The organism is Pseudoalteromonas sp. P1-11 (genome assembly GCF_001399995.1).
Lineage (GTDB): Bacteria > Pseudomonadota > Gammaproteobacteria > Enterobacterales > Alteromonadaceae > Pseudoalteromonas > Pseudoalteromonas atlantica.
The window spans coordinates 154,965-167,329 of record NZ_LJSP01000007.1; the positions used below are offsets into that span (position 1 = coordinate 154,965).

Below are 12,365 nucleotides of genomic sequence, written 5' to 3' on the forward strand. Positions count from 1 at the left end.
GGATAGATGATGAAATTTAAAATATTAACATTAGCAATGGTTTTAGCTATGCCTGCGATCGCAGCTGAAGAGTTTAGTCTAACAGACATGATACCTGCTCGTCCTGGCGCGCAAGTAGCGGGTGCTGATCAAGCACAAGTTTCTGGCGATGTAGTGGTTGCAAAAGATACAAATGTTGCAGTTGCTGTTGCTCATCAGGCACTAATTGATGATAACGAAGATGGCATAAAAATGATTCAGGTTGGCAGTGGTACCGGTATTTTATCAATCGGTAGCGCTAGCTATAACACTTACGACAATATGAATGCATCGTTACTTTCTAAACGCGGGGCTTATAATCAAGCTTATTTAATTGCGAAAAAACAATTAATTGAAAATATGAAAGGTGTTGAACATCAATGTAGCAATGTAGTGTCTGCAAGAATGGATGTTATTGATACGGGCGTTGAGGGGACGGCAAACGAACAAACTAATATGATGGAGGCGTGTAAAGAGTCTGTATCAGGTTCGCTTGCGGGCTTTGTTACTTATGACGTTTACGACAACGTTGATGATAAAGGTGTGCGTGTAAGCTTAATTTCAACGCCTAAAACACGTGCTCAAATTAAAGGTAATCGTGGAGCCGTAGCGGTAACTACTGAACCAAATGTAATTTTTCAACAAGTAATCAGTGATGTTAAAAGTGGTGTTTTACCACCTGTAGGCGCTAAAGTACTAACTAATGCAGACACGGGTGAAGTCATCATATTAGGTTATGGCTCTGCAATTGCACGTCAAAATAGAAACAGCAATGTTGCTCGTAAGCTTAAAGGCGTTGCTAAATCGCAATCACAAACGCGCGCCCGTTCAGCGTTGCTTGCTACCATTCAAGGTGAACAAGTGTATTGGCAAGGTAGCTTTGACGAAAAGCAAATGGAAGGCACAAAGCAGTTTGAATACGAAGACCCATATTTAAATGATCCACAGCAAGTAAAAATTCTTGAAGAAGACCGCAGTACTTTTTTAAATCAATTAAAAACATCAGATGAATACTCAACTGTAGCAAAAGGTAAGTTACCACCGGGTGTGAGTGTTAAAAGCTTTGCAAGTGATGATGGTTTTTGGCAGTACAGTGTTGCGGTTTACGCGCCAAGTCTGGAGGCCACTGCTCGCCAAGCTGCAAAAGAAATGGCCGGTAATAATGGACAAACAGTAAACGGCGTCAGTCGCTATGGTCATAAAATTAAAGCTCATGGTGGGTTAAATGAAAAAGCGGCTAATCCTCAGGGTGCATCAGGTAAAGTAGCGAGCGAAAAGGAACTTTAATGCTAACACCTATTTTAGCGCTTACGTTGGTGGCTTCGGCCACCTTTGACTCAGAGCAAACAATTGAACAGCAAACTGCTTTTTTTAAAAGTCAGGCTAATGGTCAATACGCCCGAGTAATGGCGTTAAAATCGAGTGCAAAAAATGCGCTTGAGCAGGCATGTCGAAATGCATTGACCCTGCCACAGCGCAGTATTATAAAAAATACTTTAGCTAAAAAACTTAATATTACTTTGCCAGAGTCGGTAAGCTTTATTGACGCTGAAATTACGGATTATAAGCAAGAAAAACAGCAAGATTGGTTAACTTGTACTGGCGTTGTAACACCTGCTGCGCACGATATTAACGAAGCTGGGCTTGCTGTTAGAGCAGCATGGCAAGTAGGTAGCCAAAAAGATAAAACAAACTTACGCCCTTTATTACAAGTTGCATTGAATCACCCTACAACGATGTCTGATGCGGTGGCATTAGTTGCAAATCAATCACCAGAAGAGCAACGCTTAAGCTATCTCGATAAATATTTAAAAGCGAGTGAGTTAAAACTCGATGAAGCTAAGGCGTCAGTTGCACAAACCTGGTTTGTTTATGGGCGTTATAAACAAGTTATTTCGCTAACCCGACAATGCAATAGCATAGACTGTAAGCGTTTAAACTTAGCTGCTCAAACTGCTTTTGATAATCTGCCTGCTGATGATCTAAGTAGCTACTTTTAATTTTATAGGGATATAAAAAATGCATTTAAAAGCTAAAATGCTTCTAAAAATAGGCGTATTCGCTTATTTAACAATGAGTTTTACCAGCATAGCTCAAACGAATGATGAGGCTGAATTTGAGGCTTTTCTAAAAAAGCGTCAGAGTGAGTTTAATCATTTTGAGCAACAACAAAAACAAGAATTTGAAGCATTTGTAACTGCTTGGCGTGATGCGCAAAATGCATATTTAAAACAAGTAACTACAAAGTGGCAAGACCCAAATCTGCCAAGCTCAAAAGTATGGGTCAAATACAGTGATGACTTAAATAAACGCACCAGTGTAAACTTTGAAAGTGGTGAAGTGGTGGTTGAGTTATTAAATAGCAAAAACAACGAGCAAGCTGTTGAATATGCAAAGGAGCAAGTAAATGAGCTTTCTCAAGTCACGGTAGATAAAACACTTGCAAAGGATCCGGTATATATTGCAGCTAATAAGACCATTAATAATAAAAGCTTCACTTCTACGGGTAAGTCTTTAAATAGTAAAATTGAGCGGAATAAGCCATCAACAACGACTCAACCTAAAAAAATAGCTAAGCAAACAGTACTTTCTACAGAGATTGTAGAAGAGGTACTCTCTGCAAAGGCGCCTGTAATAACGAAGCAAAAAGACAGAGTAACAATTAGCTATAAGCTGCCTGCTAATACGCTCTCTAATCAAGCAAAACGATACTTACCTGAAGTTCAGCAACAAGCAAAGCGCTACAATATAGAGCCTGCATTGTTATTAGCCATCATTCATACGGAATCAAGTTTTAACCCACTAGCTCGCTCCCCAATTCCTGCTTTTGGATTGATGCAAATTGTCCCGACATCAGCGGGTAAAGACGTGAGTAACTTTTTGCAAGGGAAACCGCTATTACTTAGTCCAGAATACTTATTTCAGGCAGATAATAACGTAGAAGCAGGTAGTACTTACATGCATATTTTAAGCAATCGTTACTTTAAAAATGTGCGTAATGCGCAATCAAGAATTTACATGAGTATAGCCGCTTATAATACTGGCCCTGGCAACGTAGCCAAAACGGTAAGTGGCTCTAAATCACTTAATCAGGCAAGTATTGCAGCTAATGCAATGTCATCAGAGAATGTTTATGCCTTAATGGTAAATAAGTTACCTGCACAAGAAACCCGTAATTACTTACAAAAAGTGGTAAAACGCACCGCTTATTATCAAAAGCAATTGAAAGGAATTTAAAATGAAAAAGTTATTACCTCTTATAGCCGCTTTAGCATTAGGTGCGTGTTCAAGCACTGAACAAACACAGTCTGAGCCGTTAGAAAAAAATGATTCAGTGCCAAGCTGGGTATTATTACCTGTGTCTGATAAAGGATTAGCTTCATCATCATGCGTACCTTGGTCAGGCAGTATGTCAACCGACAGAGCACAAGCTATTGCGGCTGCACGCGCCGATTTATCCCAGCAAATACAAGTTAAAGCAAGTGTTATGGATAAATTATACCAACGTAAAGCACAAAGTAATGATGAGCTAAATGTTGGCGGTACTTTTGAGCAAGTAAGCAAACAGGTTGCACAGCAAAGCCTTGTAGGTGCTGTGCCACAAGAAGTGGCATTTGCGAAATTAGACGGTGTAAAGCAGCTTTGTACATTCGTTGTAATGAGCAATACACAAGAAACATTTAATAACCTAGTAGCTCAATCTGGTAAGCGTTTAGATCCTAGTTCGCGTGAAGCACTTTACGAAGAGTTCAAAGCCCAAAAAGCGATGAAAGAACTTGAAAAAGAGCTAGAAAATTTAAATAACTAATAAAAAATTCTATATTACTAGTTTAGTTTCTAACTCCGCTAAACTAGTATTTTTAAACGGAGTTATAAAGGACTGAAATGAAGGATATATTCTTTTTTGATTCAATGTTAACCCCAAAAATAATTACATTTGTTTACTGGTTAATTTTAATAGGCACTTTGATCTCAGGTGTTACAACAATGTTTGCTAAGTATGGTGGTGGTTTCATTAGTGGTTTGGCCATAATTGTTGGTGGGGCGATTGGTGCGCGCATCTGGTGTGAGCTATTAATTGTACTATTTAAAATTCATGAAAATCTTCAAAAAATAGCTAATAAATCAGAATAAATTCAAATTCCCATAAAGTAGTGGTGACATTGAGTGTTATCACTACTTTTAATCTTTGGCGGCCCAATTAACCAAAAGAAAGTAGTTGACATTGTCAATTAATTGCTATAGTTGATTTTGTCATCTATTTTAAGAGAAATACCTGTTTAATGAATACGGCTACTTTAGTAAATTCTGCGCTCGTAGAGCCTAAAAAAACACCGATCACTTATAAAATAATGGTGATGGTAAGTATTATTGTTTTTGTAGGCGGCAGCTTAACAGGCATTATGACTTACACAAATGTAGGTATAACTGAGCATTTTTATATGGATTGGTTTACCTCGTTTTTAAGTGCGGTGTTGGTTATGGCCCCTGTGGGGTTAGCAATGACAGCCCTTATGAATACCTTGGTGGCTAAGTTATTACCAAAAGCAAGTGAGCTAAAACGTAATTTAGTGATTAGTGTTTTTATGGCGCTTACCATGGAGTCGCTAATGGCGTTTGTAACCGCTAGTAACAATATAGGTTTTGCCAATATGCGCTTATTTTATACCGCGTGGGTAGAGGGGTTATTAGCCGTGTTACCCATTGGTTTAACATTAATGCTTGTTATGTCGGTTACCGTAAAACCTAAATTAGAGCGATTTTTAAAAAGCTAAATTGCGCTTTTTAAAAATGTTGCCGTGCGGCTATGCTCAGATTGAGCCACATCTTCTGGTTTACCTTGAGCAACAATTAAGCCGCCTTCGTCGCCGGTTCCTGGACCAATATCAATAACCCAATCGCTGTTACTGGCTACTTGCATATCGTGCTCAACCATAATTACGGTGTTGCCCGCATCAACTAAGCCATTTAACTGCGCCATTAACATGGCTACATCTTTTGGGTGTAGGCCGGTGGTTGGTTCATCTAAAATATACAGCGTATCGCCGCGCTGCGCACGTTGCAGCTCTGTGGCAAGCTTTATGCGCTGGGCCTCTCCGCCCGAAAGCTCAGTAGCAGGTTGGCCTAAACGTAAATAGCCAAGGCCTACTTGTAAGAGCGCATTTAACGCACGTAAAATAGCGGGTTCATCGGCAAAAAATGTATGCGCTGTCTCCACCGTTAAATTAAGTACATCGGCAATGGTTTTATCTTTATAGGTAATGTCGAGTGTTTTTTGGTTGTAGCGCTTGGCGTTACACACAGGGCAAGGCGAATACACGCTAGGTAAAAATAACAGCTCCACGCTTACAAAGCCTACGCCTTCGCAGTTGTCGCAACGGCCTTTTTTCACATTAAACGAAAAACGACCTGCATCGTATTTACGCGCTTTTGCCTCTTTGGTATTGGCAAACAATTTACGTACGTGATCGAACAAACCAGTGTAAGTAGCAAGGTTTGAGCGAGGCGTGCGACCAATGGCTTTTTGATCAACCGTTATTAGGCGCTTTATATGCTCAAGGCCCTCGGTAATTTTGCCATGGGTTGGTGTTTGGAGTTCTTGATCAAGCAAGTCGGCTTCATCGGTAGGCATTGGCGGCGGCGTTTTTTGTCCTAAAGCATCTTGAATAAGCTCGACTAAGGCTTGGCTTACTAAGCTTGATTTACCTGAGCCAGAAACCCCCGTAACACTTGTAATAACCCCAAGCGGAAATTCGGCACTGATGTTGTGTAAATTGTTGCGCTCAATACCACTTAGCTTAAGCCAGGCTGTGGGCGTACGTTGTGTTTGATGATTTGGCTTTGCGTTATTGTTATGCTTAAAAAGATGCTGACTTGTATGTGAGTTGCTCACTTGTTCTAAGCCTTCAACTGGGCCGCTGTAAACAATATTACCGCCATGCGAACCCGCATTTGGCCCTACATCAACCACCCAATCGGCGTGGCGAATTACACTTGTATCGTGCTCCACCACAAATACTGAGTTACCAGCCGCTATTAGCTCATCTAGGGCGCTTAAAAGTGCTTGCGTATCGGCTGGGTGTAAACCTGCCGAAGGTTCATCTAGCACATACACAACACCAAATAATTTTGAGCGAATTTGCGTTGCAAGCCGCAAGCGTTGTAATTCCCCAGCTGATAACGATGGCGTAGTACGCTCAAGCGATAAATACCCTAAACCAAGTTTAGTGAGTGCTTCTACGCGTTTAATAATGTCGCTTGTGATGCGCTTTGCCACAATGGCTTTTTCGGGGTTGGCTGCGTTACTTTTAGCGGGGTTATTGGCAGCAATGCTGAGTTTTTCTGCCAGCTCGCCAAGTGTTAATTGCGAAATTTCGCCTATATCAAGGCCTGCTACTTTAACCGATAACGACTCTTTTTTAAGTTTTTTTCCTTCGCACTGCGGGCATTGTGATATTTGCATATACTGCGATACGCGCTTTTTTGTACGTGGGCTTTGAGTGCTCGAAAATGATTGTAAAACAAAGCGTTTAGCACTTATAAATGTACCCATGTAGCTGGGGCTTTCTTCATTTTTAATAGCCGCTTGGGTTTGCTCAAGCGTGTACTCGGGAAACACGGGTACTGTGGGCGTGTCGTCGGTAAACAAAATCCAATCACGGGCTTTTTTAGGCAGGGTATTCCACGGTTTATTAATATCGTAACCTAAAGAAGTAAGAATGCGGCTTAGGTTTTTACCTTGCCAAGCCGGCGGCCATGCTGCAATGGCGCGCTCTTTAATTGATTTAGTAGGGTCGGGCACTAACAGCTCTTCGGTTACGTTAAATACACGGCCAATACCATGGCACTCTGGGCAGGCACCTTGTGGCGTGTTAGCCGAAAACGCATCGGCATACAGTATACCTTGCCCTTTGGGGTATTCGCCTGCGCGTGAGTAAAGCATTCGCAGCGCGTTAGAAATAGTGGTTACACTACCCACCGATGAACGTACCGAGGGTGCTCCACGCTGTTGTTGTAATGCTACCGCGGGTGGCAGCCCTTCAATCGAATCTACATCGGGCTCATCTACTTGGTCTATTAATCTGCGCGCATAAGGCGATACCGAATCAAGATAACGATGCTGTGATTCGGCAAATAATGTTCCAAAGGCGAGCGATGATTTACCCGAGCCCGATATACCAGTAAAAACAACAAGTGAATTACGGGGCAAATTTACATCCACATTTTTTAAGTTATGAACACGCGCGCCTCGTACTTGAACGCTGTGCTCAGGGTTTAATAAAGCCGATTGCGCATTACTAACCTCATGTGAATTTTTAGGTGTGGTTGCCATGTAATTTACTCCTGTTTAATAACCATGTGTTTATTAACGTGCCGCAAAGTATTAATACTAATGGGGCGTCACTGAATGAGCGCTTAGTTAGTTTGCTAAGCTTTTAATAGAGTGTTTACATAATAGGTAAAAACTACGAGTATAAATTTTAATCAAGTATTCACGCATCTAAATTTAAAAGGACGTTTAATTGTGGCAAAAATTGTAGTTAGCTTTTTATTTTTATTGGTACTTTGCGCCAATGTGTGTGCAGCGCAAAATAATGTACTAAACGTTGACCGAGCCATACCAAATAGCATGCACTTGTCGTTTCCAAACGATAATAATATAACGCCTAAAAAGTCTGACTTTTCTATCGCAAACTATGTACTTATGAGCAACAAAATAGGAGAGCGTTGGGCGGTTATTACCCTTACTAATTTAGCCTCTGGTAAGCGTGAACTTAATCAAGAACACGTATTAGCGCTGTTTGCAGATGGCAGCAGGCTAACACCAAGTGAATTTAAATTAGGCTTTAAAGGCAATCAAACACAGTCGGTAACGGTATCGTTTGCTGAGCATACGTTTCCTATTTTAAGTGTGTATACCAGTAATGATCAGTAACATGTTTTTAGATAAGTTAAATATGTAGCAATTGCTTTAGTTTATCGGCACCGGCTCTGCTGGTGCTTAGTTCAGATTTAATTTCGTCATTTACAATCACCATTAGCTTACCGTTAAACCAACGCTGTATTTCTTTAATGTGGTCAACGTTAACCAAATAACTTCGATGAATTCGTACAAAATTATGTGCTGCTAAAGCATGCTCAAGTTGATCGAGCGTATCGCTTAAATGATGAAATGTATCGCCATTCCACGCCAAACTATTGCCTTGCTCCGATTTAATAAATTTAATGTCACTTGGGGAGAGTAAAAATATCCGCTCACCGTTTTTACTAATGAGCTTATTTATGGTGTTTTTGGTTAATGTAAAGGTTTGCTCGTGTTCTGGGTTGTTAACTTGGCAGTGGGCACGCTGTAGCTCTAGTTGCTGCTGCGCTTTAGCGAGAGCTTTTTTTAATCGAGCAATAGGAAAAGGTTTGAGTAAGTAGTCAGTTGAGGCGTGCTCAAAAGCTTCAATCGCAAATTGGTCATACGCGGTTGTGTAAATAATAATGGGCTGGTAGTTAAGTAAATCAATAAGCTCTAAGCCGTTAATTTCAGGCATTTGTATATCAAGTAATACCACATCCGGAGTCAGCTCATTAATTAATGATATGGCCTCTTTGCCATTTGTGGCCATACCCACTACTTCAACATGCTCCATTAAACTCAATTGATGACTTAATTTTTCGCGAGCGGGAAGCTCGTCATCGGCAAATAATACGCGCATTTTAGTTACTGTATTTGGCTGGTTTTTGCTGCTCATAGTGTTAGCTCCAACGTAACCACTGCACCATTATTATTGCTCAGTAGTACCTTACCTTTACCAAGTTGTTTAACGCGTTTTAGTATGTTTTTCATTCCTACACCACTGCCATGGCCGTGTTTTATAACATCGCTCGAAAAACCCTTACCGTTATCGGTAATTTGTATTTTAACGCCGTTAGGTAGCTCACTAAGCGTTATATTAAGTATTAACGACGTTTGTTTGGCGTTATGTTTAATGGCGTTTTCAATAATTGGTTGAATAAGTAGCGGGGGCAGCGATATGTTTTTAAGCGTATTGGGAATGTGGTAATTAACTTTGAGTTTATCGCCAAAGCGGGCTTTTTCAATATTTAGATACTTTTCTATTATTGTAAGCTCTTGCTGTAAAGGTATTTGTTGTTGCTCTGCCGTGTCGAGGGAGTACCTTAAAATGTCAGCCAGTTCATGCAGTACTTCATCGGCTAAATCGGGGTTTGTATGAATATAAGCCGAAATTGTATTTAAGCTATTAAACATAAAATGTGGGTTTAGTTGGTAGCGCAATGTAGCAAGTTGGGCTTGTTTAAGCGCGTGTTTTTCGGCTGTTGCGCGTTTTTTGTTTTCAATAAAAATACTGGTAAAGTAAATACACGAGCCCCAAAGTAAGCCGTTAAAAACAACAAACACCCCCATCGATTTGTGCCCATCAAAAAGCTGTGTGAGTACTATATCGGTAAGCACATTACCAAGTGCCATGAATACAACAGCTATTAACCATTCAAACGCTATTTTGTTAATGTGTTTATTGCGCAGGTAAAAAATAACCGCTGCCGCACTCCAAACAGGAGCCCAGTAAAAAGTAACAAACCACACGGTAGCAGCGAGTGCACTACCCGCAGTAAAGGGCGCAGAGTTAGCAATTATGAGCCCAAGGGCATAAGCAATATCTACAACAAGTAAAATAAAAAAGCTGTATTTATAAAAAGGATGTTTGAGCATAATAGGTGCTTCTTTTTGTAATTGATTAAACCATAACAAAAAACAGTCAAAACCCAAAGAGTTTGTGTTTTGACCGCTACTCTTTTAAAAGTAAGTTAGCTCTTTGATTTGTAGTGTATTTTTTAATGGCTCATTGCTTGCGCCTGGCATTTTACGCCACATTAAGTTTACTCCAGTTAATTGAGTGGCCGACCACGTAACGGGGCTACCAAAGCCAAATTGTTTAAATGTAGTGAAAGGAATATCAAGCGTTGTCCACTCATCGCGCGGTTTTAAAAGTACACTAAAGTGATCCCAATCTTTTACATCACGATGATAAACAGACAAGGCAAAAGGCGTGCTTGAACCTTTATAAGTTAGTCGAATACCTTTAAATGATGAGGCATCAGCCGGCGATGTAAATTTTATTTCAGCGCCTGCCCATGCGCCAAAGCTGGTTGGCTTTGTAATGGTTGTATCAATAGTTAAGCTGTTTTTATTTGTGGTAAGTGTTGCCACAGACTGACCACCCATTACCGAGTCGCTCAAGGTTTGCCATGGTGTACCACCGGTAAAATCATCAATAACATGCTGCGCTTGGCGGCTTTTAACTTCTTCATTACAGGTAGGGCCTTGTGGTGTAATGGCCTTGTTTTGAGCAATAAGTGCTGGGCGGTCTACTTGTATACCTGATTTGTAAACCTCTGAGATAGTATGAATGTGGTTTATATCATCAAGCGGGTTTTGCTTAAGCAGCACAAAGCTTGCCTCAAAGCCATTAGCCAGCTTGCCAATGCTCTTGGCTTTATTAATCGCTTTTGCGCCGTTAACTGTGGCTGCATTAATTATTTCACCATTTGTTAGGCCCGCTTTTTTAAGTGCATCTAACTCGTTATGTAACCCAGTACCGTGCAGCGTGTAAGGGTTTCCGGCATCAGAGCCTGTGCCTATAGTAATATTAGCTTTATGTAGCTTTTGTATATTTGCATGAGCGGTTTTACGCTCTACCCACGCGTGCTCTTTCCATTTTGAAGGTGCAGGCACGTTTTCAAACAAACACCCTTGAAGCTTTTCGGGAATGGTTTTTAGTAACTCGCTTTGTGAGCTAATAGTATGGTTATGCTTTTCATCGCTATGGTTATGATACACCGCAAGGGTAGGAATATAGGTTACATTATGCTGTTTCATTAGCGTAATAAATTCATCGTCAATCGCTTCGCTATTAATACCGTGCGCTAAAGCCGTTGCACCGGCCTTAATAGCGCGTTTAGCATCATTTAGTGTAGAAATATGCACAAAATACGGTAAATTAGCCGCTTTAGAGCGCTTACCTAGCTCGCTTAATTGGCTATCAGTTAACGATTTACCCACACCGCCAAAGGTTTCTATAACCGCTTTAGTTACATGTGGATTAGTGCTTATATGTTTTTGCCACAGCGCTGCTATGTCTTCATCTTTTGCAATTTCGTATGCGTGGCCGCCAAACTGCGTGCCATGCCCGCCAGGGTTAGTAAACAAAGTACCCGCATAAAAAAGGTTAGGGGTTAGTTGGGCTGCTTTTAATTGAGCGGCTTCGTTTAGGGTTTGCTCAAACGAAAACAAATCAACAATATTAGTTACGCCTAAATACAAATTAGAATTAAAGTGCGATTGAACCGGCAAATACTGAAACTCAGTAAAGTTACTACCCGATGAACCCAAATGTACATGTAAATCAATTAAACCAGGTATTGCATATTGGTTGTTGGCGTTAATTGTTTTATCTGCGTTTTGTAGTGGGTCAGTCGCTTTAGTAATACTTACTATTTTACCATCATCAATATACAGCGAACTCGGCACAGAAAAACTTTGCGAGCTACTTTGGTATAAGCGAATGTTGTCGACCCGCAGGTCAATGGCATACGCACTAAAGTGGCTTGCTAAACTCAGTGCTATAACTGTTTTTGTAATAATGTTCATGACTATATTCCTTATCAATAAATAGGTATTTGGCGTTTTGTTGATAAGGAATTTAGCGAGCTTTTTAACCAGCTTCATTAATGTTTATCTGAATCGACATTATAAGAGGTTGAACCGACACAAAAGTAAATAAGCGTTGTGGTAGGGGACTCGGGCTAACTAAATTAAGTTTTTAAAGGGCCGTTATGAGCGATAACCGGCCAGTCTAAAGCGGTTACGCATTTCATCATCTTTGATTTATCTATATCCATCACTGTTAATTTTTATCTTGCCATTTACTTGTATGATGAATAATTTAAGTGTGGTGGCAAATAAAATAGCGCGAACGAGTTAGCAGCTAGGTAGCTGCTTAAAATCAATAAGTTAACCTGCTTAATTGCTCAGGCTAATCGCGACTGTGCGAGCGAAAAATATCCTTGCTTAACGGTTAAACATTCGGTTTAATGAATAGATAATAAACGCTGAGCAATGCAGGGAAGCTTAAATTATAATAGGTAAGCTTATTAAATTAGCTGATTTAGCTAGAGCCTCTAAAAAGCAAATTCCCATAGCATAAACAACACCAACTCTGACACACCGAGCAGGTAGCGCCTCAGTCCAACAAGCGATTATGCAACACAAACTGCGTGTCGCATAAATACTAAAATGTTATGCGTATCGGAGAATAAGAAATCAGCTCATTTTTCAA

Annotated in this window: 11 protein-coding genes; 7 read left to right on the forward strand and 4 right to left on the reverse strand. The window is 40.4% G+C overall.

From position 1 onward, the window contains the following. The first annotated feature begins 48 nt into the window (after window positions 1-48). The 6 genes from AN390_RS13785 to AN390_RS13810 all read left to right on the forward strand — a co-directional run bounded on the left by AN390_RS13785 (window position 49) and on the right by AN390_RS13810 (window position 4,793). The gene (locus AN390_RS13785) at window positions 49-1,305 is read left to right on the forward strand and encodes a hypothetical protein (protein WP_236695103.1); all 1,257 of its coding nucleotides are present in this window, start codon (window positions 49-51) and stop codon (window positions 1,303-1,305) included. Continuing rightward, entirely contained in the window at window positions 1,305-2,018 is a 714-nt protein-coding gene (locus AN390_RS13790) for a hypothetical protein (RefSeq protein ID WP_054981752.1), read from the forward strand. Before AN390_RS13785 ends, AN390_RS13790 begins: the two co-directional genes overlap by 1 nt. 19 nt (window positions 2,019-2,037) lie before the next feature. Next, a complete protein-coding gene (locus AN390_RS13795) occupies window positions 2,038-3,255 on the forward strand; it encodes a murein transglycosylase domain-containing protein (protein WP_055255109.1) in 1,218 nt (405 codons plus the stop codon). A 1-nt stretch (window position 3,256) separates the two neighbouring features. Continuing rightward, window positions 3,257-3,826 (forward strand): hypothetical protein, encoded by a 570-nt coding sequence (locus AN390_RS13800; RefSeq protein WP_055255111.1) that lies wholly within the window; start codon window positions 3,257-3,259, stop codon window positions 3,824-3,826. A gap of 77 nt (window positions 3,827-3,903) precedes the next feature. After that, window positions 3,904-4,152, forward strand: a complete 249-nt coding sequence (locus AN390_RS13805; RefSeq protein WP_002960155.1) for a DUF4282 domain-containing protein — start codon at window positions 3,904-3,906, stop codon at window positions 4,150-4,152. A gap of 149 nt (window positions 4,153-4,301) precedes the next feature. Continuing rightward, window positions 4,302-4,793 (forward strand): DUF2798 domain-containing protein, encoded by a 492-nt coding sequence (locus AN390_RS13810; RefSeq protein ID WP_055255118.1) that lies wholly within the window; start codon window positions 4,302-4,304, stop codon window positions 4,791-4,793. On the opposite strand, the gene uvrA is transcribed toward AN390_RS13810, so the two are convergent. Further along, on the reverse strand, window positions 4,790-7,351 hold the full coding sequence (gene uvrA, locus AN390_RS13815) for an excinuclease ABC subunit UvrA (protein ID WP_055255120.1): 2,562 nt from the start codon (window positions 7,349-7,351) through the stop codon (window positions 4,790-4,792). The genes AN390_RS13810 and uvrA overlap by 4 nt on opposite strands. 192 nt (window positions 7,352-7,543) lie before the next feature. Between uvrA and AN390_RS13820 the strand changes: the two genes are divergently transcribed. Then, window positions 7,544-7,954, forward strand: a complete 411-nt coding sequence (locus tag AN390_RS13820) for a hypothetical protein (protein ID WP_024032740.1) — start codon at window positions 7,544-7,546, stop codon at window positions 7,952-7,954. A 16-nt stretch (window positions 7,955-7,970) separates the two neighbouring features. Here the strand turns inward: AN390_RS13820 and AN390_RS13825 are convergent, their stop codons facing one another. From AN390_RS13825 to AN390_RS13835, 3 genes are read right to left on the reverse strand one after another with little or no spacing between them, the layout of a single operon-like run. After that, entirely contained in the window at window positions 7,971-8,759 is a 789-nt protein-coding gene (locus AN390_RS13825) for a LytTR family DNA-binding domain-containing protein (RefSeq protein ID WP_055255122.1), read from the reverse strand. Next, a complete protein-coding gene (locus tag AN390_RS13830) occupies window positions 8,756-9,796 on the reverse strand; it encodes a histidine kinase (RefSeq protein WP_055255124.1) in 1,041 nt (346 codons plus the stop codon). Before AN390_RS13830 ends, AN390_RS13825 begins: the two co-directional genes overlap by 4 nt. Before the next feature lie 27 nt (window positions 9,797-9,823). Next, entirely contained in the window at window positions 9,824-11,677 is a 1,854-nt protein-coding gene (locus AN390_RS13835; RefSeq protein ID WP_055255126.1) for a CIA30 family protein, read from the reverse strand. Window positions 11,678-12,365 lie beyond the last annotated feature (688 nt).

Excerpts from the sequence above, each read along its gene's own strand:
- AN390_RS13810 (WP_055255118.1), top strand. The coding sequence starts at position 4,302 with ATGAATACGGCTACTTTAGTAAATTCTGCGCTCGTAGAGCCTAAAAAA.
- AN390_RS13825 (WP_055255122.1), bottom strand. The coding sequence starts at position 8,759 with ATGAGCAGCAAAAACCAGCCAAATACAGTAACTAAAATGCGCGTATTA.
- AN390_RS13835 (WP_055255126.1), bottom strand. The coding sequence starts at position 11,677 with ATGAACATTATTACAAAAACAGTTATAGCACTGAGTTTAGCAAGCCAC.
- AN390_RS13785 (WP_236695103.1), top strand. The coding sequence starts at position 49 with ATGCCTGCGATCGCAGCTGAAGAGTTTAGTCTAACAGACATGATACCT.
- AN390_RS13800 (WP_055255111.1), top strand. The coding sequence starts at position 3,257 with ATGAAAAAGTTATTACCTCTTATAGCCGCTTTAGCATTAGGTGCGTGT.
- uvrA (WP_055255120.1), bottom strand. The coding sequence starts at position 7,351 with ATGGCAACCACACCTAAAAATTCACATGAGGTTAGTAATGCGCAATCG.
- AN390_RS13795 (WP_055255109.1), top strand. The coding sequence starts at position 2,038 with ATGCATTTAAAAGCTAAAATGCTTCTAAAAATAGGCGTATTCGCTTAT.
- AN390_RS13805 (WP_002960155.1), top strand. The coding sequence starts at position 3,904 with ATGAAGGATATATTCTTTTTTGATTCAATGTTAACCCCAAAAATAATT.
- AN390_RS13790 (WP_054981752.1), top strand. The coding sequence starts at position 1,305 with ATGCTAACACCTATTTTAGCGCTTACGTTGGTGGCTTCGGCCACCTTT.